This window comes from Adhaeribacter rhizoryzae, from assembly GCF_008629685.1.
GTDB lineage: Bacteria > Bacteroidota > Bacteroidia > Cytophagales > Hymenobacteraceae > Adhaeribacter > Adhaeribacter rhizoryzae.
This window is the reverse complement of record NZ_VWSF01000007.1, coordinates 39,263-64,338: the sequence shown is the minus strand read 5'-3', so window position 1 is coordinate 64,338 and position 25,076 is coordinate 39,263. Positions and strand designations below refer to the sequence as shown.

Here is a 25,076-nt window from a genome sequence, read left to right as displayed (position 1 = left end):
ATTTATTATCTGGCTAGGGCAGTAGGGGTGGTAACTGATTTGTGGGAATAAGCTACCGCTGTCTCTTTGTGGTAACCAAAATAATAAACCCAAGCTATAAATAATAACTGCAAAGGAATCCGGAACCAGAGATAATTAACGCCGGGGCCGGTATAAGTAGCCGATGGAATATCTACGTGCTTAAGCGCGGCCACAATATTGGCGGGCAGCACGGCCAGGAAAAACAAGATTAGCAGCACGCTGGTTACGCGACGGGTAGATTCGAAAAGCAAACCAATTCCGAAAATTATTTCCAATACGCCGGTAAAGTAAACAAGGGCCTCTTTGGCTGGCATAAAATCGGGCATGGTAAGCACCATGCCTTTGGTCAGGTAAAAATGCGAAGTGCCGGTAAACAGCAACATGGCGCACATGGCTATGTGGCCGCTTTGGGCTAAAGTTAATTTTTGTGGTTTTAGGGCACGGCCCAATAACCAGGTGGCCGCAAAAACAACCAGTAAAACAATTAATGGTGCCATAACTTACTTATTTAAGGTTGTTTAAGGTTGATACAAATTTATTTACCTGCTTTAGCCCGGTTTAATATTTAGCTAAAGAGTAAAACAAAGATGCAACCAAGCTGACCCTAAAATAAATGATGTAGGTTAGGAATTTACGGCCAGTTTATGCCGGATGCGGCTTAAGCTTTCGGGGTGAATACCCAGGTAAGAGGCCAGGTGCTTAACCGAAATAGAACTGATTAACTTCGGATTTTTTTGCAACAAATTCAAATATTGCTGCTCCGCCGATAGCGAAAGTAAATCTATTTCGCGGTTGGTTTTTTGCACGTAAAGCGTTTCGGCAAACAAACGGCCAATTCTTTCGGCGTGGTGGTATTGCTGATACGTTTGGTACAAATGCTGGTGGTGGATGCGCGAGGCTTGCACCGGCTCCAAGGCCTGCAAATTTACCCGCGAGGGTGTTTGGGTAATAAAAGAAGAAAAAGCGGTTACAAATTCGTTTTCGAAATGAAAGTTTAAGGTAAACTCCTGTTCTTCGGTTTGGTGGTAAACGCGTACGGCGCCCCTATAAATAAAATATAAATAATGGGCCGTTTCTCCGGCCCGGCACAAAAAACTATTTTTCGGAAAGCTTACTTCTTCCAGGTGTTCCGTAAAAGCCTGCCACTCCTCCGGACTTAGATCAACCAACTGCCCAAATATATTTTTTATTCGGTCACTGCGCAGCATGGGGCTAATCTTGCTCCGGGGCTATTAGTTCGTCCAGGTTATTTTCCAGTTCAAAAATTACTTCGCCGGTTTCGGTAGTGCCAATTTTTTGCCAGCCCGATTTCAAATAAAATTTTTCGGCGCGGGTTTCGGGAGCAGTAGTTAAAGTTAATTTAGCCATGCCGCGCGAGAAGCACCACGATACCATCATGTCGTGTAGCATCCGGCCAATAAAGTTGCCTTCCTGCTCGGGCAGCACAAACAACGCCCATACTATTGATTCCTGCAAATCTACGATGGCAAAGCCCAATATGTCGCTTTCTACCTCACACACCCAACCTTTGCCGCGTTCAGTTAACATTTGGGTATAATCTTCCGGGGTTATCCGCGTCGGGTCCGACAATCGGTTTTCCTGCACCGATAATCTGATGGCGTGAATTTTGGGAATATCTTCTGTTTTAGCTTCTCTAAAGAACATGGTATGGTCTTATTTAGGTCAATGAACAATTGGCCGGCACAAGGCTGCTGCCCTACGCATGTTGCCTGGGTTTACCGCCGGTAGGTTATACTGGCAGGTATTTTTTTCTCTACGATAGAAACCGTTATAAAGAGAACCAATATTCTGGTAAATAAGTAAATTATATTTAGATTTTAATGCTTTTTATTACCTGAACCAGCTTTATGCGGTGTAACCGGTTAAACCCGGTAAATAAAGTATATTATTCATGTTCAGGATTTTAGGTGCTATTGGTTAACGGGTTAATTATTTATAAATTTGTTACCACTCCAATTATATGACTACTTACGATAGTACCGTTGTTGCCAAATATTTACTGGCCCTGGCCTACCAGAAAGGCATTGTGTTAAATGTAACCAAGGTGCAGAAGCTGCTTTTTATACTTTATGGTTATTTTTTGGCGCGGTACAACCACCTGTTATTAAACGAAGAACCCAGAGCCTGGCCCTTTGGCCCTGTTTTTCCCAAAACCCGGAAAGGCGTGGACTTTGGTAAAGTCATAGACGTATCCGACGATTCGCTGAAAGAAGTAGTCACCGACCCGGCCGTTACCGAAGCTCTGAATAAAATTATTGATAACTACGCGCAATTTAGCGCTACGCAGTTATCGGAGTGGTCGCACATGCCGGGCAGCCCCTGGGATAAAACCACCAAAGAAACTTCTTTCACCTGGAATCAGCCCATTCCGAACCAGTACATAAAAGAATATTTTTCCGAAATAGAAATATAAACCTACGTGGCCAGGAAACTAGCAGATATTATTGGGTCGCGGCCAACCAGCCCCGATCCCGAAACAGATATAGATTCGGACGACTTAACGGTTCAGCGCCGCTTATTCGAAAACCAGCGTTACCGCGAAGATACCTCGCACCGCAAATGGCTCGCCGTCTGGACGGCCGTCATTGTTACTCTCTGGTTAATAGCCGTACTCTTTATTTTGCTGATGAATAAAAGCATTATTGGCTTAGGCGATACGGTTTTAGTGGCTTTGCTGGGTACTACTACCTTAAATGTGCTCGGACTGTCTTATATTGTTTTAAGAGGCCACTTTAATATTGTTGAAAGAACTGGTTAAGATAGAGCAAAATTGCTACTTAGGTTAAGGAAATATTTATAGCCTACTTCTTAACGAGAAAAATAATCTTTTATAAAAGAAAATGCCTGATCTGAAATTTCAAACCAGGCATTTTCTGTTTTAATAATATTGCTTAATAACCCGGATTTTGTTCAAATTCGCCTTCGTTCAGAATAAGGGCACGCGATGGGATAGGGCGCAGCACTTTCAGGGCGCCGCCGGTACCTTCAAAAGGATTAATGCCCCGGTTAAACCAGTTGCGGATATCGCGGTTATACAAGCGGGTTCTTTCTACTAAAGTGCCGGTCCGTTTCAGGTCGAACCAGCGGTGGTATTCACCGGCCAGTTCGCGGGCTCTTTCGTCCAGAATAAAATTAATATTTACATCGGCCGCCGAAATGGCCATTTGGTCTGCGGTACCAGTTTTGGCAGCTCTTTTTCTTACCTCATTTATGCGTTGGGCCGCCGTAGCGTTATCGCCTAATTTAAAGTAAGCTTCGGCAGCCATCAGGTACGTTTCGCCTAAGCGGGCCAGGAAAATATCGCGGGTACTGGTAGGGTTGCCAAAAGCGGCTTTAGGGTCGTCGAACTTTTTAATAGCCGGCGTAGCATTATCTAAAGCGGTGCTGGTAGAGGCCTCCCAAGCGGCGGAGTAAGGAATTACCTGCGCGGCATTGCGGCGGGTAGGGTTAGCGGCCTTCCAGGCCGCAATATCGGCCGCACTGGAAGCCCACTTGGGCGCATAGTAAAACCGTACGTTCAGGTTATTTCTTTCGGAGCTCTTATCGTAGTAATCGTAATATCGGGTATAATATTCTATCATAAAAGTGGCATCAAACCGGGCATCGTTCTGGGTAAAAGCATCGAACAAATACATAGTAGGTACCAGCCGGTAAGCCCTCTGCGGATAACCTTGCGCCGCTCCTTGGCCACCCATGTAAGGACCAAACCAATAATTCTGGTTATGACCACCACTTTGCGGATTTTGGATAGAACCCGGATCGTACTGAATGGAGAATAAAATTTCAGCGTTGCGTTCGTTGCCGGGGTAGAAAAGCGTTTCGAACGGAATGGTTAAGGCCTGGTTGGCAATAGCGGCATCGGCTAAAGCAGCGGCTTGTACAAAATCTTCGCGGCTGCCAAAAGTTTCGTAACCCCGGGTCAGGTGTACCTTGGCTAAATAATGCCGGATGGCTCTTTTAGATACCCGCCCGAATTCAGATGGATTTTCTGGTACGGCTGCCAAGGCTTCGTTCATTTCTTTTAAAATAAAGGCATAAACTTCTTCGGCCGAATTACGCTGGAACGAGCCCTGCGGAGCGGTGAATCGGTCGGTAACCAATGCTACACCGCCAAAATTCTGAACCAGCAGGAAATAATAATAAGCTCTTAAAAACTGAACTTCGCCTTTCCGCACGGGTAAATTAGTGTTAGCAGCGGTTTTGTCGTTGAAGTACAAAGCTGTATTGCAAACCTGAATGGCGTTATAAGCATTGCGGTAAAAAACTTCTACGGCAGCTTCTTCGGGCGTTAGTTCACGGTATTCGCTAATGCCTTTGGGTTGCGCATCGCGGCCTTCCACAAATAAATCGGTACCGGCAGCAAACAACCAGGGCTCGCTGTAAACAGTGCGCAAAGTAGAGTAAGCCGAATTTACCAGTTTATCGTAGCCCTCGGCGGTAGCGTAATATTGGTCCGATTCCATATTAGACCGGTTTTCTTCTTCCAGAAAATCCTGGCAACTGGTAGCCGAAAGCAGGAAAATAAATATTAAACTTAATATATTATACTTTTTCATTTCTATTCAGATTAAAATTTAAGATTTACCCCAAACTGGTAAGTAACCGTGCTAACCCCGGTATTATTTAAAGATTCGGCGGCGTATTCCGGATCAAAACCATCGTAATCGGAGAAAACAAACGGATTTAATACATTGCTATACAACCGCACGCTCTTAATTTTTACGCGTTCCAGCAAACTGGCCGGCAAACTGTAACCCAGCGAAATATTCTGTACTTTCACAAAAGAGGCATCTTTGTAATAGCCTACCAACGACCAGTAATCGCCGGGGCGGCCCGGCATAGGGTAGGTGTTCGAAACGCGGGCTGGGGTAATATTATTGGCGGGCATGTAATAATCTACATCCAACTTAGTCCGGCCGCGGTCAGCTAAGTTCGTAAATTCCTGGTGAAACGTGCTGAGCACCTGGTGACCTTGCCGGGCAAATAAAGACGCCGAAAAATCGAAGCCCCGGTACGTTACGGAGGTAGAGAAACCACCGGTCCATTTGGGATCGCGTTGCCCAATTATAGCGCGGTCGGCATTATTTAAAACGCCATTGCCATCTGTATCTTTTACCCGGGCCATGCCAGGAATTTGCTTGTAAATAAGTGCCTGATCAGCTTGGTTTTCCTGCCAGATACCATCAAAAATATAGGTATAGTTTACGTTAATGGGCTCGCCGATAAACCAGGAGTTACCGGGTAAATCTTCTTTTTTATCGAGTAATTCCACAATCGCGTTTTTGTTGCGGGCAAAGTTAAAAGTAGTAGACCACTCAAAGTTATCGGTAGCAATATTTACCGTTCTTAAAGATAATTCTACGCCTTTGTTGCTTACCGAGCCTACATTGTCTTTAATAGATACCCAGCCGTTTTCCATCGCCACATCGCGGTCCATGATTACACCTTGCGAAAGTTTATCATACACATCTACGGAGCCGGAAACACGACCCATAAATAAGGCATAATCCAAGCCTAAGTCGTATTCGCGGGTCCGTTCCCAGGTAAGGCCAGGATTGGGCAGACGATTAGGTGTATATCCTAAGCCCAGCGTACCACCAAAATCGTAGAAGGTAGGGCTACTCAGGTTCATTTGTGTACCGTAAGCACTAATGTTGTTATTATTACCAGCAACCCCCGCACTTAATCTTACTTTTAAATCTGTCAGGAAATCGAAACCATCCATAAAGCCTTCTTCGGATAAGCGCCAGGCAATAGCCGCCGACGGAAAAGAAGACCATTTATTACCCGGCGATAATTTAGAAGAACCATCCCAACGAGTAGCCAACGTTACCAAATAGCGGTCGCGGAAGGCATAATTAATCCGGCCCATGTACGAAATAAGCGATATTTTGCTGAAATCACTTTCAATGCGTTCGCGGCTGGAAGCAGTACCCAGGTTATAGAAAGAAGAATTAAAAGGCAGGTTGGTTACGCGGCTAAAATTGCTTTCGTAACGTTCCTGCTGAATGCTGTGCAACCCGGTAAAAGTAAAGCTATGCTCTTTATAAGCTTTGTTTACAGTAACTATATTATCTAAAATATAGGAGAAAGCTTCGTTGTTACGCAACTCGGCCGCCGGCTGTAAGCCGCCCCGGCTTTCGGTTTGGGAACCCCAGAAACGACCGTTTCTTTCGAAAGTAACGCGCGGCGAAAAAGTAGACCGGAAACTTACACCTTCTAAAGGCGAATATTGCAGGTATAAATTACCAACGCCAAACGAACGGCGGGTATTATTATCGGAGTTTTCGTTATCGAGTAAAGGGTTTACCGAACTGGTCATGCTGGTAACGTTGGTAGTGCCGGGTATTGGAATTTGCCCGGGCCGGAACACCAGGTTGCCCGCATCGTCGTAAGGTTTAAAGATGGGCGCCATCCGGAAGGCATTGGTTACCGCCAAATCGCTGCCCCGCTCAATCTCCGAAATAGCAAAATTAAAGGCAGCACCGGCAGCCCAGCGGTCACTAATTTTATGGTCTACACTGGCTTTAAAGTTATAGCGGTCGAAATATTCGTTAATTAAGTTACCTTTTTCGTTTTGGTAACCTGCCCCCAATACATATTGCATGTTGTTGCTGCTGGTACCCGAAACCGTAAGCCAGTGGTTGTTCTGTACCCCGGTTTGCATTACCAGATCGCGCCAGTTGGTATAATCATTTTCGGCAATGCGACGCGCTACTTCGGGGTTACTGCTACCGGCCGCGCCAATATCGGTTGGGTTGTTGCCAGCTATTAATTCAGGCACGATGTAAGAGTTTTGCCGAAATTCCCACCATTCTGGCCCTTCCATAAAATTGGGCATGCGTACGTTTTGCCGGATACCGGTATAGCCGTCGTACGAAATAGTAGCACCGCCTTTTACCAGATTGCCTTGCTTGGTGGTAACAATTACCACCCCGTTAGAACCCCTGGAACCATATATTGCCGTAGAAGCCGCATCTTTCAAAACGTCCATTTTGGCAATATCCTGTGGGTTCAAGAAGTTAATATCCGGTACAATTACGCCGTCTACCACGTATAAAGGCGAGCCGCCCGCCAAGGAGTTTTGCCCCCTGATTTGAATATTATAGTTAGTACCGGCCCGACCAGAACCCGCTGAAATATCGACCCCGGCCACCTGACCTTGCACGGCTTGCAACGGGTTTACCGTACCGCGTTCGGCAATGGCTTCGCCTGCTACGCTGGCAACCGCTACCGTTACATCACCTTTTTTCTGGGTGCCATAACCTACCACTACCACTTCTTCCAGCGCTTTAGCATCGGGCCGCAGCGTAACGTTTAGCGTGGTGCGGTTATTAATGGCTACTTCCTGGGTAGTGTAACCTACATAAGAAAAAACCAAAGTAGCGTTGCCATCCGGTACGGTAAGCGAATAAGAACCATCTACGCCGGTGCTGGTACCAGTAGTGGTGCCTTTTACCTGCACCGTTACGCCGGGCAGCGCATCGTTGGCTTCGCCGGTTACTTTACCCTGAATGGTAACTTCTGCAAGCTTATTATGAAAGCTGGTATTATTGCTTTTTTTATTTAAAAAAGCAACGGCCGCTTTACTTGCCTCCGGAGAAACGTAGGTTCCGGCTATGGCAACGTTGCTTTCAGCCTGCGCTAAGTTGGGCTGCAGCGGAAGCAAAGGCAATACCCAAAATAAATAGTGCGGGCAATGTATTCTTTTTTTCATGTGCTTACATTTAATAAGTGGGTGGTAATAATTTAGGGTTAGCTGATGCGTTTTGCACTTTAAAGCCAGTTAAATATACAATCAAAAAATCAACAAAATGAAATAAAATTTGAATATTTTGTAATTATTTAAGAATATTATTAAAATTTTGTAAATTATTTTTACGCAATCGATGTAGTTTTTAGAAAATTTCAACAAACGAGCAGGCAAATTTTGGGTAAATGCTAAGGGTTTAGGATGACCGGAATAATTTGCGAGGGGAAATTGTTGCCGGCAAACCCGTTGTTCTTCTTGCGCTTAATTCTTAAAACAACAACATCAGGAAACTGGCTTTTGCGAAATATTAATTTTAAACAAGCCAGACAGCGGAGCAGGAACTTCTTTTTTTATATGGTTAAGCCAACCAATGTTGGGTGCGGCGGGATATATATTATTTAGCTTTTATGCTAAATAATAATTCGTTGATTTACACCACAAAAGCGTAAATATTATTTATATTTTAACGATACAAGCTGGTATAAAGATTATCGTTAGGAGTAAAACAATCGGTTTTAAACCACTTTAGTATTGTATACCTTTGCTACCCGCAAGGAGTAAACCAGCTATACTTACCGGAATTTAGATAGAAATTAGGTGGCTGGGCGTTTTGGTAACAGAAAATAATGCGGCATGGCTTAGCCTAGATAAATTTAAAACCCGCAACAAAAACTCATGAAAGATAAAAACTTATTTATAGTAACCACCCAGGATAACCGCCAGATAGACCTGACCAAAGGCAAAGAGTTGCGCAGTAATAATTTGTACCCGTTCGGGAAGCATAATTATGCTATTTACCGCTCGCCGGAAGGTTTATATGTAAAAGGTTTAAATACGGGTTTGGCTACCCACATGCTTAATACCTACGAAATAATTTCTGAAACAGAAGCTTTGCATTACCAGCATCCGTACGTGCGCGAAGAATAAAAATGAAATATTGCTTTATTCACAGGCAAGAAAAAAGGGTAAACATTTAATTGTTTACCCTTTTTAATTATTAAAATATCGGGGGGTTATTGTATCCATTGTAATTTGTTCCGGGACTTAGATTGAATTAAAGAATTAAAAGATTGCTTTTCTGCTTCGTACAGTTTTTCGTATTCGTCCTGCGATAGTTCTTCCTGAAGTGCTATATAGAACTTAGACAATTCGGGGTAATTTTGGAATCGTTCCTGTCTTTCCTGGGGGCTGCTTAAATCATAGTCAAAAAAATTTTTCATTACATAGCTTTTAAGAGGTTGATAAATAATTAGTTGGAAGGGATATTACTAACATTTTATTTAAAAGGTTAGTGCTATTACAGATATTTTTATACTTAACAAAAATTTAGGTATTTATGCGGAGGGAAATTTGTATTTAACAAAGAATATTTTGACGAGCAAAAGGCAGAAACCTTAAAAAAACAGCTTATTTGCCAAAATATAAAGGATTGGCTTTTTGGTAGCGCAACTATTTTTGCGCATATTTAATAACCTGTAATTTATCAGCTTTTTGCCCATGCTTACCACCTTGCTTGCACACCAATGGAAAGAATCGCGGCGTTCTTCTGTATTCGGACAGAGTATTGCCATTAATATTATTCTGGGGTTCTTTATTGCGTACTTTTTGCTTAGTTTTTTGGTGCTGGGCTTTTTCATCGATGATTTATTGCGGCAGGCTTATCCTAACCAAAACCCGGTAGCAGTTTTCAACGGCTTTTTGCTTTATTTTTTCCTGGTCGATTTATTTATGCGGTTTATGCTGCAGGATTTGCCGGTGCTGGCTATTCAGCCGTATTTGCATTTGCCCATCAAAAAAGCCCGACTTATACATTATGTATTATTAAAATCGGTGCCAAGCCTGTTTAATTTTTGGGCCTTGCTGATTTTGGTGCCCTTTATGGTTAAAATATTGATGCCGGCTTACGGCATTATGGTAGCAGCGGGCTGGCTTTTAAGCGTATTACTGCTTACGTTTTTTAATAATTTTATACTGATTTACTTTAAACGCCAGCTAAGCAGCAACCCTAAACTTACCTTGCTTTTTGGTGTAGCAGTAGTGGGTTTAATGCTGGCCGATTATTTTGGCTTGCTTTCGTTGCGGATAGCCTCTGCTTCGGCATTTAATTTTCTGCTGCAAAACCCCTGGCTGGTGGTGTTACCGGCTGTTTTGCTGGCATTGGCTTACCGCTTAAATTACACTTTTTTGCTGGCGCACACCTACCCCGAAGAAATTGCCTTAAAGCGAAATAATGCCGTTGAAGGCGGTGATATTACTTTTCTTAACCGGTTTGGTAACACAGGCAAATTAATAGCCCTGGAAATGAAATTGATCTGGCGGCACAAGCGGTCCAAATCGGTTGTATTTATGTCGCTGCTAATATTAAGCTACGGCTTTATTTTTTACCCCAATAAGCTTTATCAGGAAGGTTTCGGCATGTTTTTGTTTGCGGGCATTATGATGACCGGCATGTTTATGTTTAACTACGGGCAGTTTGTTCCGAGTTGGCAGAGCGGCCATTTCGATGCTTTACTCACCAAACAAATATCGCCGTACCAGTTTTACTTAGCTAAATTCTGGTTTTTTGTGCCTACTAGTTTAGTGGCTTTTCTGGTAACGTTGCCCTATGCCTATTTTGGTTGGAAAGTAGTAGCCATAAACTTAGCCGCTTGCCTGTTTAATATTGGCGTTAACACATTTGTAATATTTTACTTTTCGGTCCTAAACACCAACCGCATCGACCTGAGCAAAAGTTCGGCTTTTAACTGGCAGGGTGTGGGCGCTTCTAAGTTTGTAATGATGATACCGCTTATTTTATTGCCGCTGCTGGTGTATGCCCCTTTTGGTTATTGGGGTATTCCGTACTGGGGAATTTCTGCTGTTGGGTTCTTGGGGTTGGTGGGTTTTGCGCTGCACAAGCAAATGCTTAATCTAGTAGCCAGCCGTTTCCTATCCCATAAATACAAAATAGCCACCGGGTTTAGACAGTAAACAGGTTGCAGGGAACAGTTAACAGTGAACAATAAACAGTTAACAGAAATAGGTTGATGGAAAAACACTCCAGCAACTAATAATTCAACACTCCAACACTTCAGTAACCAGCAATAATTTAACCATGATAGCAATAACAAATATTCAGAAAGCTTATAATGGCCGCACCGTGGTAAATATTCCGGAGCTGGTTATTAACCAGGGCGAAACGGTTGGCTTGGTTGGCAACAATGGCGCGGGTAAAACTACTTTGTTCCGGATGCTGCTGGATTTAATTCGGCCTACTAAAGGCGAAGTATTCTCGAAGGGCATAAACGTAGCGCTGCACGAAGATTGGAAAGCCTATACTGGCTCGCACCTCGACGAAGGTTTTTTGATTGATTACTTAACACCCGAAGAATATTTTAAATTTATTGGCGATTTGCAGGGTTTATCGGCCGGCGATTTATCGGAGCGGTTAGCGCCTTTCCTGGATTTATTTAACGGCGAAATATTAAACCAGAAAAAATATATTCGCGATTTCTCGAAAGGCAATCAGAAGAAAATTGGCGTAGCGGCGGCAGCGCTTTCTAACCCCGAAATATTAATTCTCGACGAACCTTTTGCCAACCTCGATCCCAGTTCCCAAATCCGCCTGAAAAACTTACTGAAAGGTCTGCGTTACCAAAAAAACATGACGCTCCTGATTTCCAGCCACGACCTGAGCCACGTAATTGAGGTATGCGAACGCATTGTAATTCTGGAAAAAGGCGAGATTGTACAGGATATGGTAACCAACGAAAACACCCTGCAAGAATTAGAAGCTTACTTTACCGTGTAATTAGAATTATCTTTTCTGGCACCTAACAAAAGAAGTTAGCCAGATTATACTGCTATTCCGGTTTCTGAATATATTTGCTTTTTCAGCTTAAAAGTAACAGCTAGTTACTAACAACTAACTACTAAAACCAACCACTACTAATAATGAACCGACGGAATTTTATTAAAACTTCGGCTGCAGCCAGTGTAGCCTATTCAGCGTGGTCGTTGCCGTTAATTTCGGTGGCGGGTAAAACCCGGCCGTACCGTACTGCTTTAATTGGCAGTGGCTGGTGGGGCATGAATATTTTACGCGAAGCCATTGCTGCCGGCGAATCTAAAGTAGTAGCCTTGTGCGATGTAGACCAAAATATGCTGGCCGCTGCGGCCATAGAAGTAGGAAAATTAAACGGCGATAAACCTAAAAAATACGGCGATTTTCGGGAGTTGCTGGCCCGCGAAAAACCCGAAATTGTAATTGTAGCTACCCCGGACCATTGGCATCCGCTGATTACCATTGCGGCCGTGCAGCAAGGTGCGCACGTGTACGTCGAAAAACCCATTGGCCACACCGTAAACGAAGGTAAAGCCATGGTAAAGGCCGCGCGGGCCAATAACCGGATGGTGCAGGTGGGAACACACCGCCGCGTATCGCCGCACAATGTTTCGGGCATGGAATTCCTGAAATCAGGTAAAGCGGGTAAAATTGGGATGGTGCGAGCTTTTGTGCATTACGGCGGTGGCCCCGGCCAAATAACCCCCGACAGCGAAGCGCCGCAGGGCTTGGATTGGAATATGTGGTGCGGACCGGCACCGTTGCGGCCCTACAATAAAACCATTCACCCCAAAGGTTTCCGGGCTTATTTAGATTATGCCAACGGCCAGCTTGGCGATTGGGGTATTCACTGGCTCGACCAAGTTTTGTGGTGGACCGAAGAGAAGTTTCCTAAAAAAATATTCTCTACCGGCGGGCGCGCTATCCGGAAAGACAACACCGATGCCCCCGATCACCAGGTGGCTACTTACGAGTTCGAAGATTTTACCGTAAACTGGGAGCACCGTCAGTTTGCCGGAAATAATGCCGAAAAAGGCGAAAACGTAGGCTGCTATTTTTACGGCACAGAGGGCACGTTTCACATGGGTTGGCAGCAAGGCTGGACTTTTTACCCCACCGATAGAAACAAGCCGGTACTGCACGAAGATGCTAAACTAAACCAGCCCGACAGTCAGAATATTAAACAGCTCTGGGCCAATTTTCTGCAATCGATAAAAAGTAAACAACTACCGGTTTGTGATATTGAAGTAGGTCACCGTTCTACCAACATGGCTTTGCTGGGCATGCTCTCTTATAAACTGGGGCGCAGCATTGCCTGGGACGGAGACAAAGAAATAATCCTGAACGACCCCGAAGCGAATAAATTACTTAGTCGCGAGTACCGCGGCGAATGGAAATATCCGGTAGTATAATTTAGTTACGGGTGCTGGTTCGGGCAAAAAAAATAAGTTTTTACAGAAGTTTGCCGGGATGAACAATATGCCTAAATTTAAATATTAGGTTGATTTTGTATAAATACTTCATTCATGCGTTTTCTGCTTCTTATAGTTTCTTTCTTAACCCTTAGTTTATCGGCATATAGCCAAACCGAAACGGAATATTTCGACCAGAAATTTAATTTATTGCCTGGTAAGGAAGGAGCAGCTTATTATAAAATTACGGAGTTCGCAGATAAGGAAAAAAGCAGTAAAACCGAAACTACTTATTTTATAACCGGCGAGAAACAGGCCGAAACAAAGTTTATTAAAACAGCTGATGGCTTGTTTATGCCCGAAGGTTTAGCCCAGAAATGGTACAAAAATGGTCAGTTGTATTATACCACGCAATACCGGCTAGGTAAAAAAAGTGGGCAGGCCGTAGGTTACTATGCCAGCGGCAAATTAAAGCGCCGCGAACAATTTATTTTAGGAGAGCTAACGATGGGTGAATGTTATAACGAGGACGAAACACCCGCTAGCTTTTATCCGCACGAAGTACTGCCGGAACTGCCGGGCGGGCCTAAGCAATTAAATGAGTTTGTAAAACGTACCTTAAAATACCCGGTAAATGCCATGCGCAACCGGGAGCAAGGCACGGTAGTGGTGGAATTTACAATTAATGAAACCGGTAAAATGGTTGGTTCGAAAGTGGTAAATAAAGTTTCGCCGACGCTGGATGCAGAAGCATTACGTGTGGTACGCGCCATGCCGGATTTGAAACCAGCTACGGAAGAAGGTATCGCAAGAGCATACACTTACGTTTTCCCACTTCGGTTTGGATTAGTAAATTAACCCGAACAGGCTGTTGTGCCACTTAATAACAGTTTTGGTAGTGAAATCAGCGAAAATATTTTAGACAAGATTTATTTACCCCAAATATTTAAGGCCCGCTTTAACCAAAAATTATTTTGGCTAGAGCGGGCCTTTTTTATAAAATTTATTCTGCTTTGTACTCCAATATATCGCCGGGCTGGCACTCCAGTTCGCGGCAAATGGCTTCTAAGGTAGAAAACCGGACGGCTTTGGCTTTGCCTTGTTTCAGAATAGATAAGTTAGACATGGTAATATCTACCCGCTCCGAAAGCTCCGTGAGCGACATTTTCTTTTTTACCAGTTGTAAATCTAAGTTTATATAAATCGGCATCGGGCTCAAACGGTTAATTCCTGATCTTCTTTTAACCGGGTACCAATCCGGAATATTTCGGCAATTATCAGCAAAATTAAACCAATAAATATGGTTTTAAAATCGAGCGTCAGGTGGGTTTGAATAGCGCTGCCATCAATAACAAAGTTTTGCCGCAAATACCAGTTCAGAAATAAATCGCGCATAAAAGTAATAGGCGCAATCAGAATAATTAGCAGGGCAATCTGCCGCAGGCGCTGTGCATTTTCAACCACGAACGGGTTATTATCCGTCAGGCTATCGAATATTTTACGCAGCAGGTTAGTAATACCCAGCGAAATAGCAAAGCCAATCCACATAACACCTAGGTTATAAATTACCAGGGGTAGGCTCTTGTCTTGGGTAAAGTGCAGTTCGCCAGCGTTTAATTTTAAGGTAACGTTGTTAATATTGGTAGCCGCTGGCGCAGGTTTAACCGCTAAAGGTTGGCTTTGGGTTAATCTTACGGTTAAGTCGCTTTGAATATCTTCTTTAGCAATAAAGCTAATGGATAAAAGTACCGTGAGCAGCACCAGAAACAGCAGCTGAATATACCAGCTAACATAAATAATTAATTTTATTAAAGCGGAGAGGGAATATTTGCCTAAGGTTTTCATAGCATAATAAGTTTAGATGCTTTTAATACAACCAAAGGAAACAATTAATTATTAATAAACAAAATATATTTATTGTTTTTCGATAAATTTATGTTGATTATTAATAATTTTAAAGATGCTCAATAGGCGAATAAATTTATTGAAAACCAGCTTGTTTACTTCCGGACACCAAACTTTCGTAAATCTTCATCAATGCGCTGGTTCCAGGCTTCCTGGCTGGCGTGGTTGGTGCCGTGGCCGGTTTCACTGTCGTATTGCTCCTGCAGGCGCGTCATTTCCCGCCACGATTCCAGGTACTCGTACTGAATAATGCTGTTGTAATCTTCTACAGTAAGAATGCTGGGTTTTATTTTTTGTTTAAACCGTTCGGCAACTAGTTTTACAATATCAAAATGGCGCTGCTCATGGTTCAGGCCGTGATCGTCGCGGCCGGCCCGCACCCACGAAGCATCGCGCACTACAAATACTTTCATGGTTATGGTCAGGTGCACTACGCCGTTAATGGTTTTGCTTTCGCCTTCGTAAGCAAAGCTAGGAAAAACGGCCGCCGCAAAACGACCGCCGCGGGGCTCAGCCCGAAAATCGCTCCAGGCCAATGGGTTTTTGGGGTTATAAAACAAGGTATCCGGGTCGGTGTTCTGGTTAAAATCTTTAAATGTTACTTTTAGGCCTTGGGCGAGTTCTTCGGTATGGTGGGCATTCTTTTCCATCCAGCCGTTCAAATAGTTTAAAGCATCGGTCAGCGATTGCCGCAAGGTTGGTTCTATTACGGTAAACTGGTTGGGGTGCCGCCTGTAACGTGCGCCACCTTTATAATCTACCGAGCGCATGGTTTTGCCTTCGTTCTGAATATCAAACGCTAGCACTACACTTGCCTGTCCATCTACCCAACCAGTCGCATCAGCGGTTTCGGTTAATTTAAATTCTTTTACGCGTACCACCACCGGGCGTAGCTTCATATTCCGGCGCATACCTTGCAGAATAAATTGCCGCATAGCGGGTAAGCCACCACCTTCTAAATCGACGGGCTGAGCTGGACTAGGTTTGGGCGGAGTGCCGGTTGACGGTATTAAATATGCCACGGCTTTGCGGTCGTGGCGCTCATCTACTACGCCTGCCACAAAAAATTCTTTAGGAGTTATAGGTGTAGTTATCTGTTTTAATACAATAGACTTTGGTACTACTGGCTGGGTTTGGGCCGAACTTAAAATAATTAAAAGCAAAATAGCCACTGGCCAAACCCTAAGGTTTTTTAAAGAATTGTAAAAAAGAAGTACGCTGTTAGGCGTGGCTAGCCTTTGGCCTTTATATTTTTGATTCATGAAGTTTACCTGCCAATAATTTAACCGGTTAAGTTGGGTTTTTAGCTTGCATAAATTACAAAACTTTTACCGGCAAATTGTGCAGACAGAACATTTCTGTACTAGTTCAGGTTCAAAGCTTTTGCTTTGTTACAGAGTTGTTGATTTTGGTTTCTTAGGAATATTTTGGGTCGCCAGAAAGTTAACCTGGGTATAGAGGATTACTCCCAATTATTTACCAGTTGGTATCAAGTAATCAGTTAAATATTTTTAAAGCTTTTGGAGCCCACATTTGTCATTCAGGAGGAAACTATTTGGCTATCTGCAACATAGTTTCCTCCTGAATGACAGGTGTGAATTACTTAAACTTTTGTGTTTTTACTTAGGCAGATATTATTTATAAGCTTAAGGTAATAAATTATTCAGGAAGGAAATTACTGTCTTGGAATAGAATTAGTTAAATATTGGCAGTAAAGAAGGCCATTAAATATTAATGGATAAAGTCAGATAATTTTATTTTGACTGGTTTAATGGGTAATTCAGGTAACTTACTTTGCAGCGTTCGCCTTCCAGCCGGCTGAGTTCCTGTTCTACGGTTAAGTTGGTTTTGGCATTGTTAAATTCTTCCTGGAATAAGGCTTTCATTTCTTTGCGTTTAATGGCTTCCAGAAAGCGGCGCACTTCTTCCCGGTTTTCCAGAATAAGGCCTGGTACCTGGGTAGGTTTATTACTTTCGTCTTTGGCTACCATGGTAAAGTAAGAGGTATTGGTGTGTTTTACGGTGCCGGTTTTCACGTTTTCGGCAATAACTTTAATACCGAGCAAAATAGAAGTGCGGCCCACGTAATTTACCGAGGCCATTAAAGATACCAATTCACCAACTTCTACCGGCTGCAGAAAATTTACGCCATCTACGCTTACCGTTACACAATAATTGCCCGCGTGTTTGGCCGCACAGGTATAAGCCACCTTATCCATAAGCGAGAGCAAAATGCCCCCGTGAATTTTGCCGCCAAAATTGGCGTAAGCGGGCACCATTAACTCGGTTAAAGTAGTTTGGGAGTAAGCTACCGATCGGTATTCCGGGAGTATCATAAAGCAGTACTTAAAATAGAAATATTCCGAAAGATAATAATCTTACTATTGAACCATACAGAATTAATGGTTGATGATTATTTTTTTACCGGCAGTAATAATTTGGCCATTGGTATCTATTACCTGCAAATAATAGAGGCCGGGTTTAAGTTTACTTATTGCTAAACTGGTTTCGTGCGCAAATTTCTGGTGTAAAACAACTTCGCCGTTTAAGGTAAAAAGCTGTAAACGCAATTCCTTATCTGCGGCAACGCCCCGTAGGTTTACCCGCAAATATTCAGAAGCCGGAACCGGAAATACTGTCAGCTCAGGCGCCAGATAATTAAGGCCTTGTACTGCTACTACGGGTGAGTTTTGGGCTTTACCATCAAAATCGGTTTGTATTAATTGGTAATAATTTATACCGGCAGGGGCTGCTTTATCTTCCAGATAATAATGGCTTAGGGTTTGGGAATTACCTTTACCCACAACAAAACCAATTTGCCGGAACTCTTTTTCGCCTTCGGTTTTCCGGAGTATGGTAAAACCGGCATTCTGATTTTCTACGGCCGTTTGCCAGCTTATTTTAATATTTTGTCCTTGGCGCGCGGCTTTAAAATTAATTAACCTTACTGGTAAAGCGTTATTCTGGGTAATCACCCCAAAAGTAGAAGGGCCAGAAAATTCGATATTTAACGTGCTGGTAGTTGTGTTGTAACTGTAATCGGTAATATTAGCGCCCACCACCGTGGCAGGCGGAGCGGTAAGCGCCAGGGTTAAGGTGGTGTTGCGGCTAACATAACCTTCGTAGCGGGTTAAATCGGTTTTCTGCCAGCTAATATTCGCTCTTTGCGTGGATTGCAGTACCTGGTTTTCGCCGTACTGCAGAGCCGTACCTTGTTCTACAAAAGCCTGCGAAAAAATATTGCTGGCATCCAGCGAAAACAAAGTAAGCCGCGCATCCGAACGTACATCCGGGAGATTATTGCTGTTGCGGTAAGTCGTAAAACTGGTATCGGCCTGGGCCCAGGCAATATCTTTGTAACCGGAATCGGTAGTAGCTAAGGCTGCGGAGTTGGCCGTACTGGTAGTGGCTACGGTAGCGGCATTACTGGTATAAGGGTACAGCAGCGATAAGAACTGGGTTTGCGTAACGCCATTCTTCTGCACGAGCAAAGTGGTGTGCTTTTCCGATTTGTTATAAGTTACTTCGTGAATATTCGTGCCTTTAGTATATGCATCGGCCGAACCGGTAGCCGTTACGTGGGCTTTTAAGTTAACGCCTTTTTTCTGCCAGATACCTTCCTGTTGGGTAGCTAAGTTATCGGTAAAAGTGCCGGTGGCGGTGGTGCCGCCTTCCAGGCCGTAGCCGTGTAGCTGCCAGGTGTAATTATGGGCGGCGGTTGCGTTTACAAAATCGGCGATTAGGTAATAATTTTTGCGCACCTGCAAGGTTTTGCGGGTAATATTGGCGCCTAAGTAAGCCGTGCGTACTTCGCCGTAAGCTAATTGTTTGGTGTTAAAAGTATTCTGAATAAAAGCTTCGGCATCGTTGGTAGTGCCGTCGGTGCCAATTGCCGGACCAGCGCCATCTACTAATATTAAATTGTGGTTAGTGGCTTTGCCAACTGAATCGCGGTAGCTGGAACTCAGGTAACCCGCATCTAAAGCCAACAACTGGCCTTTGGCGTGTAAAATAAAACTGCTGGCATCGCCGTGGTTGTGGCCGCCCGTTACCGATTGTGCTAGTCCGTGTTTGCCGTACAGGTGCAGGTAATTGGCCAAGGAATCGTTGCCAGACCGGAACACCAGGTTGCCGCTTTTAGGTAATACGGTTAAGGTGTTATTAGCGGCTGCTGACGGTTCAATATTGGCGGCCAGGTAAGCGGCGCGCATATCTACGGTTAAGTCGCGCAACTGCTCGGTTAAGCTGTTGAGCTGGTTAGCAGCTAAATTTTTCAGATGCAGGGGCTGCACATATTTGCTTTTGCCGGCTAGCGCCAGTTCAGGCATTCCCATATCTACATACGAATCTTCCAGGGCCGGATAGCGCCCATCGGGCATTAAAATCGCCGACATCCAATCGTACAGCAAATCATATTTAGGATCGTAATAAGGGTTGCGGATGCTGCGGCTGATGCCATTGTAGGTATAACGATTTCTGCCATCGGGTAAAAAATTGCCCATGGCCCGCACAAAAGGCAATACGTTTAAAAAAGCGTATTTAAAATAATAAGGGCCTTCGGCGTAGCCCGCCACCCCTGTAGAATCGGATTGCCGCTTGGCATCGCGCCATAACACATTATCAATGTTATACAGGCCATTGTTTATCCAGTTTAGGGGTTTTTGGGCAGCGGTTGTGCTGGTAGCATCGTTTAAAACTACCGCCGATAAACCCAAAGCGGCGGCCGTCATAAGCGCGTGGTTGTTTTTAATATTGTTATAGAAATAATAGAACCCCATATACCCGGTAACCGACTGGTTATATAAGTTGCCGGCAAATTCCTGTAATTTAACCTTGCCAGCGGCCAATGTAGTTTCGTTTTCCCCGGCTCCCCGCAGCAGGTCGTAGGCTATCATGTAATCTATTAATTCTTTGGAGCGCCATTGCCAGTTGGTATAGCCCGTAACTACTTCTACGGCCGGGTTAATATTTTCTAATAAACTTTTAACATTAGAGACAAACTTAATGCGATCTTCGGGCAGTAAAGTGGTGAGTGAGCCGCCCGCTGGTTTGCGGTCCATTAAAATTACAAATGCGGTATTCTTGGCAAAGGTAGCCCGGGTGCGGCGTTCATCCGAGGAAGTATTGCCACTGGGGGGCGTGGTGTTGATGCTGTTATACACGCCGCTATAAATGGTTAGCTTGGTTGCGGTGGTAAGCGAGTTTTGGACCGGTGCAATTTGGCCGGCTTTCAGGAGCGTGCGCGGATAACTCAAATCTGCCCCGGGCGGCAGCCAGCTACCGTTGGTTTGGGCACTTACGCGAAAGCAAAAAAGAAGACTCAGGAATATAGTGTAAATGTAAATTTTCAAAGGCATACTCAAATTTAAGTGCCTTTAAAGGTTTTCTGCAACTAATTGGTTCGGTAATAAATTGTAAAATATTAACTTGTTTAAAAATTAATTCAGGATATTATAAAAATACAATTTCCTGAATAAAGTCGTGGCCTACTTCTTCGTTTATTAATTGTATAACGCGTGTTTTAGACATAATCAACTCATGTTTTAAAGAGGCCGAAGTTAGATTAACAAAAAGCTTGCGATCCTGAAAATACAACTCTTTTGTTTTAAGCGAAATGCCTTTGCCCATTATTTTTTCCCAACTGGCAATAACCTTTGCCTGGGTAACTTTGCCTTGTATGCGGTAAGCTTTTAATAATTCCTGAATAGTATCTTTTAAAGGCTGTATATCTGCCTTGCGGGCATGAATATTTTTATCCAGGTAATTATTTTTGTTGGGTCTTTTGTAGTAAGCCACAGTTTCGTATTTAGCAAGCTTGGTATTCCAGAGTTAAATTTAGGCAATATTAATTACAATTTGTGGGTTAATCTTACTGGCCTTGGAAAGGTGCAACCGTGCCATTTGCCACTACATACCGTTCAATATTTTCGGATAGGCCAGCCAGAATAGCATTGGTGCGTTCCAGATGCGAATCGGTAATAAATAATTGCCCGAACGTTTGGTTAGCTACCAGTTGCATCAGTTTGGTAATGCGTTTTTCGTCGAGCCGGTCAAAAATATCGTCGAGCAGGAGCAGGGGTTTCTGGCCTTTGTAGCGGGCTACAATCTCGAAGTGGGCGAGTTTTAAAGCAATTACGTAAGATTTCTGCTGGCCCTGCGAGCCGTAGTTTTTTATGGGCCAGCCATCCATTAGAAAAACAAAATCGTCTTTATGCGTGCCTACGGTGGTGCGCTGCAACAGCAAATCTTTGCGCTGGGCTTCGGTTAATAATAAGGCAAAATTAGCGCCGGGCAAATGGCTTTTGTATTGCAAACTTACGTGTTCGTGGCTATCGGAGAGGTGTTCGTAGTGTTTTTGAAATATAGGTACAAACTCCGCCAGAAAAGCTTCGCGGGTAGTGGAAATCTGCTCGCCGGCCGGTACCATTTGTTCATCCAATATTTGTAAATAATCGCGGTCAAAGTAATTACGTTCGGCAAATTGCTTTAACAACGAGTTACGTTGTTTTAGTAAATAATTGTAGCGAATCAGGGTTTCGAGGTACTCATGGTTTAGCTGCGAGAGCAAGCTATCGAAATATTTACGGCGCTCTTCGCTTCCTTCCCGGATCAAATCCGTATCATAAGGAGAAATTAGCACCACCGGAAACCGGCCAATGTGCTCGCTTACTTTTTCGTAAGGTGTTTTATTATGGGTAATTATTTTTTTCTGACCAGTCCGGAAGGTGCACTGAATAACATCTTTGTGGGCTTGCAGGGTATCAAATTTGCCCCGGATCATGAAATAATCTTCGCCCTGTTTAATATTTTGCAGGTCGGAGGCGGTAAAAGCGCTTTTGCTCATCGATAGGTAATAAATAGCATCGAGCAGGTTAGTTTTGCCGCTGCCGTTATCGCCAATAAAGCAATTTATATGAGGAGAGAAAGTAAGATCCGCTTCTTCATAGTTTTTAAAATAAAGTAAACTTATATTTTCGAGGATCATTAATTTCTTTGAAAGATATTTTTTAATTAATTTCGCACTCTAAACAGAATTGGGAACATAAGTTATGGCAATTACGAAACAAATGCCCGAAACAAAGGTAAATTCGGACCTGAAATTCTCCAAGGAAACTTACCTGCGTTGGTACGAGATGATGCAGTTAATGCGTAAGTTCGAGGAGAAAGCCGGGCAGTTATACGGTCAACAAAAAATTAAAGGCTTTTGCCACTTATATATTGGCCAGGAGGCTTGTGCCGCCGGCGCTATTACCGCGCTTACCAAAGACGATAAATGGATTACCGCTTACCGCGATCACGCGCATCCGCTGGGCTTAGGTACTTCGCCTAACGCCGTTATGGCCGAATTGTTTGCCAAATCTACCGGTTGCTCTAAAGGCAAGGGTGGTTCTATGCACATTTTCGATAAAGAAGTAAACTTTGTGGGTGGCCACGGTATTGTGGGCGCGCAAGTGCCGCTAGGGGCTGGTCTTGCTTTTGCCGAAAAATATAACAAGACCGGCAACTTGTGTATTTGCTACATGGGCGATGGCGCCGTGCGGCAAGGTGCTTTCCACGAGGCTTTAAATATGGCCATGCTGTGGAAACTGCCGGTAATATTTGTAATTGAAAATAATGGTTACGCCATGGGAACTTCGGTAAAACGGACTTCTAACGTAACCGAATTATATAAATTAGGTAGCGCTTACGATATGCCGTCGGAGCCGGTTAACGCCATGCGCTGCGAAGATGTACACGAAGCTGTTGCCCGCGCTGCCGAACGTGCCCGCGCCGGCGAAGGCCCTTCTTTACTGGAGTTCAGAACTTACCGCTACAAAGGCCACTCCATGTCGGACCCAGCTAAATACCGGACCAAAGATGAACTGGAAACTTACCGGAACCAAGACCCGATTGAAGTAGTGCGTCAGACTATTCTGGAAAACAACTTTGCTACCGAACAGGATTTAGAGCAAATTGATGCCCGCATTAAAGAGCAGGTGCTAGAATCGGTAGAATTTGCGGAGAAATCGCCTTACCCAACTGCCGATGAGTTGTACAAAGACATCTACGCGCAGCAAGATTACCCTTACATTCAAGACTAATTGTTGATTGTTGATTGTTGATTGTTATTTGCTGATTGTTGTTTTAAAGTAATCTGCAACTATCGGAATGAAAAATAATCTTTCATTGTTAACTTGCAAAGAGTCATCTGTTTATTTAATTATTAATTTTAATTTAGAACCGGTTGCTAATTATTTGTTCAGAACAATTAACAACCAACAATCAACAATAATAAAGTAATGGCAAAGAATACCCTCAAAAAAGAAAGCGATTTAGAAATTCTGGAAAATCCGGATGTATTGGCGGATCGCTTGACTCACGGGTCGGAAGACTTCGTGAAAAAGAATAGAAATGTGTTGCTTGGTTTATTTGCCGTTATTGCAGCGGCGGTTGTAGGCGGGCTTTTATTCTACAACTTCCGCAGTAGCCAGAACGAAGAAGCCCAGGCGGCCATGTTTCAGGCGGTTCATTATTTTGAGGCTGATTCTTTAAATGTTGCTTTAAAAGGCGATGGCCAGCACGATGGTTTTGTAAACATTGTGGAAGATTACGGCAGTACCAAAGCCGGTAATCTGGCTAAATTTTACGCCGGGGTAGCTTACCTGAAGCAAGGTAAATACCAGGAAGCGCTCAATTATTTAGAAGATTATAAATCGGATGACCTGATTTTGCAGGGCCGGGCGCTTTCTTTACAAGGCGATGCCAATCTGGAATTGGGTAAAAAGCAGGAGGCTGCCGAGTTGTACATGAAAGCAGCTAACTACAAAGCAAATGAGTTTTTCTCGCCGCAATATTTACTAAAAGCCGGTATGGCCTACGAAGAAGCTAATAATTTTAATGGCGCTTTAGAAGCTTACAATAAAATTGTTCAAAGCTACCCCAATGCGGCCGAAGCAAATGATGCTAAAAAATATCAGGCTCGTGCTGAATTGCTAGCCGGTAAATAATAAATTTTCTAAGTACTAAAAGCGGCGGCGTTTTTGTCTTCAGTGTGATGGCAAAAACGCCGCCGCTTTTATTTTATTTAGAAGATTGTTGTTTATTTTGGGCTCGAAATATTTAAATATCTTTTAGCATAACCTTTATCCGGGAATTATTTTTTCGGAAATGAGCAAATAGAACTATGGCGACAGCTTTAAAAAATTTAAGTGAGTACAACTCCGACAATTTAATACCAATTGATGGCAAACGGTTTGGCCTGGTAGTAGCTGAATGGAACAAGGCTATTACAGATACTTTGTGTAAAGGTGCGTACGAAACCTTGGTAAAACACGGCGCAAAACCCGAAAATATTGAGCGCATAACCGTGCCTGGCTCTTTTGAGCTAACGTTGGGCGCGCAGTTTTTGGCGCAAAGCAGCGATATAGATGCCGTAATTTGCTTAGGGGTGGTAATAAAAGGCGAAACCAAACACGATGATTATATCTGTCATGCGGTGGCGCAAGGCATTACCCAAGTTGGCCTGAAGTTTAACAAACCCATAATATTTGGGCTGGTAACCACCAACGACGAGCAGCAAGCTTGGGATAGAGCCGGCGGCAAACACGGCAACAAAGGCGTAGAAGCCGCTGCTGCCGCCATTCAGATGTTAGGCGTGCAACTTATTGATTAATACTGATTAGGGTATTATTACTTGCAAATAATCTTCTAAACGTTTCCTTTTAAAGTAAGCCGATTTTGATGCATAAGTCCGGTACTGCAAATAAAAAGCCCTGACCATATTATTGGTCAGGGCTTTTGTTATAAAAGTAAAAAGGTAATTATTAGCCGGCCGAAATCTGATCTTTTTGGTTTTTGTAGCCTTTAAATTGGTTAAAATCTTTCCGGAAGCCTTGCAGCCACAAAAAGCTTAAGACCGGGAAAGTAACAAAAGCCAATTTATTAAATTCGTACGCCCCCTTAAAATCCAGGTGAATCAGGTGCATAATGGCCCGGGTCATGCCACAGCCATAGCATTCTACCCCGGCCAATATTTTGCTTAAACACAGCGACTGCCCTGAATCGAAGAAGTCGGTGGGTAAAAGCAGCAAAATTAGGGGTACCAGTAAGTACCCGCTAATTTTTGCTGCTAAAATATAATAATTACCTTTTTTCAATTTAA

Annotated in this window: 24 protein-coding genes; 10 read left to right on the top strand and 14 right to left on the bottom strand. The window is 43.6% G+C overall.

Features of this window, described 5'->3' with window-relative positions; genetic code table 11:
* Positions 1 to 5: 5 nt before the first annotated feature.
* The 3 genes from F0145_RS11080 to F0145_RS11070 form a co-directional block, all read right to left on the bottom strand.
* Entirely contained in the window at positions 6 to 518 is a 513-nt protein-coding gene (locus tag F0145_RS11080) for a DoxX family protein (protein ID WP_190277526.1), read from the bottom strand.
* Between the two features lie 126 nt (positions 519 to 644).
* On the bottom strand, positions 645 to 1,229 hold the full coding sequence (locus F0145_RS11075) for a Crp/Fnr family transcriptional regulator (protein WP_150088472.1): 585 nt from the start codon (positions 1,227 to 1,229) through the stop codon (positions 645 to 647).
* Between the two features lie 4 nt (positions 1,230 to 1,233).
* On the bottom strand, positions 1,234 to 1,686 hold the full coding sequence (locus tag F0145_RS11070; protein ID WP_150088471.1) for a GNAT family N-acetyltransferase: 453 nt from the start codon (positions 1,684 to 1,686) through the stop codon (positions 1,234 to 1,236).
* Between the two features lie 316 nt (positions 1,687 to 2,002).
* Between F0145_RS11070 and F0145_RS11065 the strand changes: the two genes are divergently transcribed.
* Positions 2,003 to 2,455 carry a Panacea domain-containing protein gene (locus F0145_RS11065; protein WP_150088470.1) on the top strand — a complete coding sequence of 151 codons (453 nt, stop codon included), beginning with the start codon at positions 2,003 to 2,005 and terminating at the stop codon, positions 2,453 to 2,455.
* A 6-nt stretch (positions 2,456 to 2,461) separates the two neighbouring features.
* Positions 2,462 to 2,800, top strand: coding sequence for a hypothetical protein (locus F0145_RS11060; RefSeq protein ID WP_150088469.1), 339 nt, complete (start codon positions 2,462 to 2,464; stop codon positions 2,798 to 2,800).
* Positions 2,801 to 2,933: 133 nt separating this feature from the next.
* Here F0145_RS11060 and F0145_RS11055 read toward each other — a convergent pair whose 3' ends face one another.
* Positions 2,934 to 4,598 carry a RagB/SusD family nutrient uptake outer membrane protein gene (locus F0145_RS11055; protein WP_150088468.1) on the bottom strand — a complete coding sequence of 555 codons (1,665 nt, stop codon included), beginning with the start codon at positions 4,596 to 4,598 and terminating at the stop codon, positions 2,934 to 2,936.
* Between the two features lie 11 nt (positions 4,599 to 4,609).
* Positions 4,610 to 7,759, bottom strand: coding sequence for a SusC/RagA family TonB-linked outer membrane protein (locus tag F0145_RS11050; RefSeq protein ID WP_150088467.1), 3,150 nt, complete (start codon positions 7,757 to 7,759; stop codon positions 4,610 to 4,612).
* A 711-nt stretch (positions 7,760 to 8,470) separates the two neighbouring features.
* Between F0145_RS11050 and F0145_RS11045 the strand changes: the two genes are divergently transcribed.
* Complete coding sequence (locus F0145_RS11045) at positions 8,471 to 8,722, top strand: hypothetical protein (RefSeq protein WP_150088466.1); 252 nt, start codon at positions 8,471 to 8,473, stop codon at positions 8,720 to 8,722.
* Between the two features lie 86 nt (positions 8,723 to 8,808).
* Here the strand turns inward: F0145_RS11045 and F0145_RS11040 are convergent, their stop codons facing one another.
* On the bottom strand, positions 8,809 to 9,015 hold the full coding sequence (locus tag F0145_RS11040; RefSeq protein WP_150088465.1) for a hypothetical protein: 207 nt from the start codon (positions 9,013 to 9,015) through the stop codon (positions 8,809 to 8,811).
* A gap of 277 nt (positions 9,016 to 9,292) precedes the next feature.
* On the opposite strand from F0145_RS11040, the gene F0145_RS11035 reads away from it, so the two are divergent.
* The 4 genes from F0145_RS11035 (at position 9,293) to F0145_RS11020 (ending at position 13,888) form a co-directional block, all read left to right on the top strand.
* Positions 9,293 to 10,765 (top strand): DUF5687 family protein, encoded by a 1,473-nt coding sequence (locus F0145_RS11035; RefSeq protein WP_150088464.1) that lies wholly within the window; start codon positions 9,293 to 9,295, stop codon positions 10,763 to 10,765.
* 124 nt (positions 10,766 to 10,889) lie between these two features.
* Positions 10,890 to 11,585, top strand: a complete 696-nt coding sequence (locus tag F0145_RS11030) for an ABC transporter ATP-binding protein (protein WP_150088463.1) — start codon at positions 10,890 to 10,892, stop codon at positions 11,583 to 11,585.
* A 143-nt stretch (positions 11,586 to 11,728) separates the two neighbouring features.
* Positions 11,729 to 13,030, top strand: a complete 1,302-nt coding sequence (locus tag F0145_RS11025; protein ID WP_150088462.1) for a Gfo/Idh/MocA family protein — start codon at positions 11,729 to 11,731, stop codon at positions 13,028 to 13,030.
* Positions 13,031 to 13,144: 114 nt separating this feature from the next.
* Entirely contained in the window at positions 13,145 to 13,888 is a 744-nt protein-coding gene (locus tag F0145_RS11020; protein ID WP_150088461.1) for an energy transducer TonB, read from the top strand.
* 145 nt (positions 13,889 to 14,033) lie between these two features.
* On the opposite strand, the gene F0145_RS11015 is transcribed toward F0145_RS11020, so the two are convergent.
* The 7 genes from F0145_RS11015 to recF form a co-directional block, all read right to left on the bottom strand.
* On the bottom strand, positions 14,034 to 14,240 hold the full coding sequence (locus F0145_RS11015) for a helix-turn-helix domain-containing protein (RefSeq protein WP_146897515.1): 207 nt from the start codon (positions 14,238 to 14,240) through the stop codon (positions 14,034 to 14,036).
* 5 nt (positions 14,241 to 14,245) lie between these two features.
* Positions 14,246 to 14,875, bottom strand: coding sequence for a DUF2975 domain-containing protein (locus tag F0145_RS11010; RefSeq protein ID WP_150088460.1), 630 nt, complete (start codon positions 14,873 to 14,875; stop codon positions 14,246 to 14,248).
* Positions 14,876 to 15,030: 155 nt separating this feature from the next.
* The gene (locus tag F0145_RS11005) at positions 15,031 to 16,197 is read right to left on the bottom strand and encodes a hypothetical protein (RefSeq protein ID WP_223815980.1); all 1,167 of its coding nucleotides are present in this window, start codon (positions 16,195 to 16,197) and stop codon (positions 15,031 to 15,033) included.
* A gap of 492 nt (positions 16,198 to 16,689) precedes the next feature.
* Positions 16,690 to 17,271, bottom strand: coding sequence for an acyl-CoA thioesterase (locus F0145_RS11000; RefSeq protein WP_150088459.1), 582 nt, complete (start codon positions 17,269 to 17,271; stop codon positions 16,690 to 16,692).
* A gap of 63 nt (positions 17,272 to 17,334) precedes the next feature.
* A complete protein-coding gene (locus F0145_RS10995) occupies positions 17,335 to 20,292 on the bottom strand; it encodes a T9SS type A sorting domain-containing protein (protein ID WP_150088458.1) in 2,958 nt (985 codons plus the stop codon).
* A 94-nt stretch (positions 20,293 to 20,386) separates the two neighbouring features.
* The gene (locus F0145_RS10990) at positions 20,387 to 20,731 is read right to left on the bottom strand and encodes a DUF721 domain-containing protein (RefSeq protein ID WP_223815978.1); all 345 of its coding nucleotides are present in this window, start codon (positions 20,729 to 20,731) and stop codon (positions 20,387 to 20,389) included.
* A gap of 73 nt (positions 20,732 to 20,804) precedes the next feature.
* A complete protein-coding gene (gene recF / locus F0145_RS10985; RefSeq protein ID WP_150088457.1) occupies positions 20,805 to 21,920 on the bottom strand; it encodes a DNA replication/repair protein RecF in 1,116 nt (371 codons plus the stop codon).
* 64 nt (positions 21,921 to 21,984) lie between these two features.
* On the opposite strand from recF, the gene pdhA reads away from it, so the two are divergent.
* From pdhA to ribH, 3 genes are all read left to right on the top strand, one after another.
* On the top strand, positions 21,985 to 23,016 hold the full coding sequence (gene pdhA / locus F0145_RS10980) for a pyruvate dehydrogenase (acetyl-transferring) E1 component subunit alpha (protein WP_150088456.1): 1,032 nt from the start codon (positions 21,985 to 21,987) through the stop codon (positions 23,014 to 23,016).
* A gap of 198 nt (positions 23,017 to 23,214) precedes the next feature.
* Complete coding sequence (locus F0145_RS10975) at positions 23,215 to 23,922, top strand: tetratricopeptide repeat protein (RefSeq protein ID WP_150088455.1); 708 nt, start codon at positions 23,215 to 23,217, stop codon at positions 23,920 to 23,922.
* A 176-nt stretch (positions 23,923 to 24,098) separates the two neighbouring features.
* Positions 24,099 to 24,587, top strand: a complete 489-nt coding sequence (ribH, locus tag F0145_RS10970) for a 6,7-dimethyl-8-ribityllumazine synthase (RefSeq protein ID WP_150088454.1) — start codon at positions 24,099 to 24,101, stop codon at positions 24,585 to 24,587.
* 151 nt (positions 24,588 to 24,738) lie between these two features.
* Here ribH and F0145_RS10965 read toward each other — a convergent pair whose 3' ends face one another.
* The gene (locus tag F0145_RS10965) at positions 24,739 to 25,071 is read right to left on the bottom strand and encodes a DUF2752 domain-containing protein (RefSeq protein WP_150088453.1); all 333 of its coding nucleotides are present in this window, start codon (positions 25,069 to 25,071) and stop codon (positions 24,739 to 24,741) included.
* Positions 25,072 to 25,076: the final 5 nt, after the last annotated feature.

What these genes read in the sequence shown, in the direction of transcription:
- F0145_RS10975 (WP_150088455.1), top strand. Translation starts at nt 23,215, where the DNA reads ATGGCAAAGAATACCCTCAAAAAAGAAAGCGATTTAGAAATTCTGGAA.
- F0145_RS11035 (WP_150088464.1), top strand. Translation starts at nt 9,293, where the DNA reads ATGCTTACCACCTTGCTTGCACACCAATGGAAAGAATCGCGGCGTTCT.
- F0145_RS11070 (WP_150088471.1), bottom strand. Translation starts at nt 1,686, where the DNA reads ATGTTCTTTAGAGAAGCTAAAACAGAAGATATTCCCAAAATTCACGCC.
- F0145_RS11010 (WP_150088460.1), bottom strand. Translation starts at nt 14,875, where the DNA reads ATGAAAACCTTAGGCAAATATTCCCTCTCCGCTTTAATAAAATTAATT.
- F0145_RS11030 (WP_150088463.1), top strand. Translation starts at nt 10,890, where the DNA reads ATGATAGCAATAACAAATATTCAGAAAGCTTATAATGGCCGCACCGTG.
- F0145_RS11015 (WP_146897515.1), bottom strand. Translation starts at nt 14,240, where the DNA reads ATGCCGATTTATATAAACTTAGATTTACAACTGGTAAAAAAGAAAATG.
- F0145_RS11005 (WP_223815980.1), bottom strand. Translation starts at nt 16,197, where the DNA reads ATGAATCAAAAATATAAAGGCCAAAGGCTAGCCACGCCTAACAGCGTA.
- F0145_RS11020 (WP_150088461.1), top strand. Translation starts at nt 13,145, where the DNA reads ATGCGTTTTCTGCTTCTTATAGTTTCTTTCTTAACCCTTAGTTTATCG.
- ribH (WP_150088454.1), top strand. Translation starts at nt 24,099, where the DNA reads ATGGCGACAGCTTTAAAAAATTTAAGTGAGTACAACTCCGACAATTTA.
- F0145_RS11065 (WP_150088470.1), top strand. Translation starts at nt 2,003, where the DNA reads ATGACTACTTACGATAGTACCGTTGTTGCCAAATATTTACTGGCCCTG.
- pdhA (WP_150088456.1), top strand. Translation starts at nt 21,985, where the DNA reads ATGGCAATTACGAAACAAATGCCCGAAACAAAGGTAAATTCGGACCTG.
- F0145_RS11050 (WP_150088467.1), bottom strand. Translation starts at nt 7,759, where the DNA reads ATGAAAAAAAGAATACATTGCCCGCACTATTTATTTTGGGTATTGCCT.
- F0145_RS11025 (WP_150088462.1), top strand. Translation starts at nt 11,729, where the DNA reads ATGAACCGACGGAATTTTATTAAAACTTCGGCTGCAGCCAGTGTAGCC.
- F0145_RS11000 (WP_150088459.1), bottom strand. Translation starts at nt 17,271, where the DNA reads ATGATACTCCCGGAATACCGATCGGTAGCTTACTCCCAAACTACTTTA.
- F0145_RS10995 (WP_150088458.1), bottom strand. Translation starts at nt 20,292, where the DNA reads ATGCCTTTGAAAATTTACATTTACACTATATTCCTGAGTCTTCTTTTT.
- F0145_RS11080 (WP_190277526.1), bottom strand. Translation starts at nt 518, where the DNA reads ATGGCACCATTAATTGTTTTACTGGTTGTTTTTGCGGCCACCTGGTTA.
- F0145_RS11055 (WP_150088468.1), bottom strand. Translation starts at nt 4,598, where the DNA reads ATGAAAAAGTATAATATATTAAGTTTAATATTTATTTTCCTGCTTTCG.
- recF (WP_150088457.1), bottom strand. Translation starts at nt 21,920, where the DNA reads ATGATCCTCGAAAATATAAGTTTACTTTATTTTAAAAACTATGAAGAA.
- F0145_RS11040 (WP_150088465.1), bottom strand. Translation starts at nt 9,015, where the DNA reads ATGAAAAATTTTTTTGACTATGATTTAAGCAGCCCCCAGGAAAGACAG.
- F0145_RS11075 (WP_150088472.1), bottom strand. Translation starts at nt 1,229, where the DNA reads ATGCTGCGCAGTGACCGAATAAAAAATATATTTGGGCAGTTGGTTGAT.
- F0145_RS11045 (WP_150088466.1), top strand. Translation starts at nt 8,471, where the DNA reads ATGAAAGATAAAAACTTATTTATAGTAACCACCCAGGATAACCGCCAG.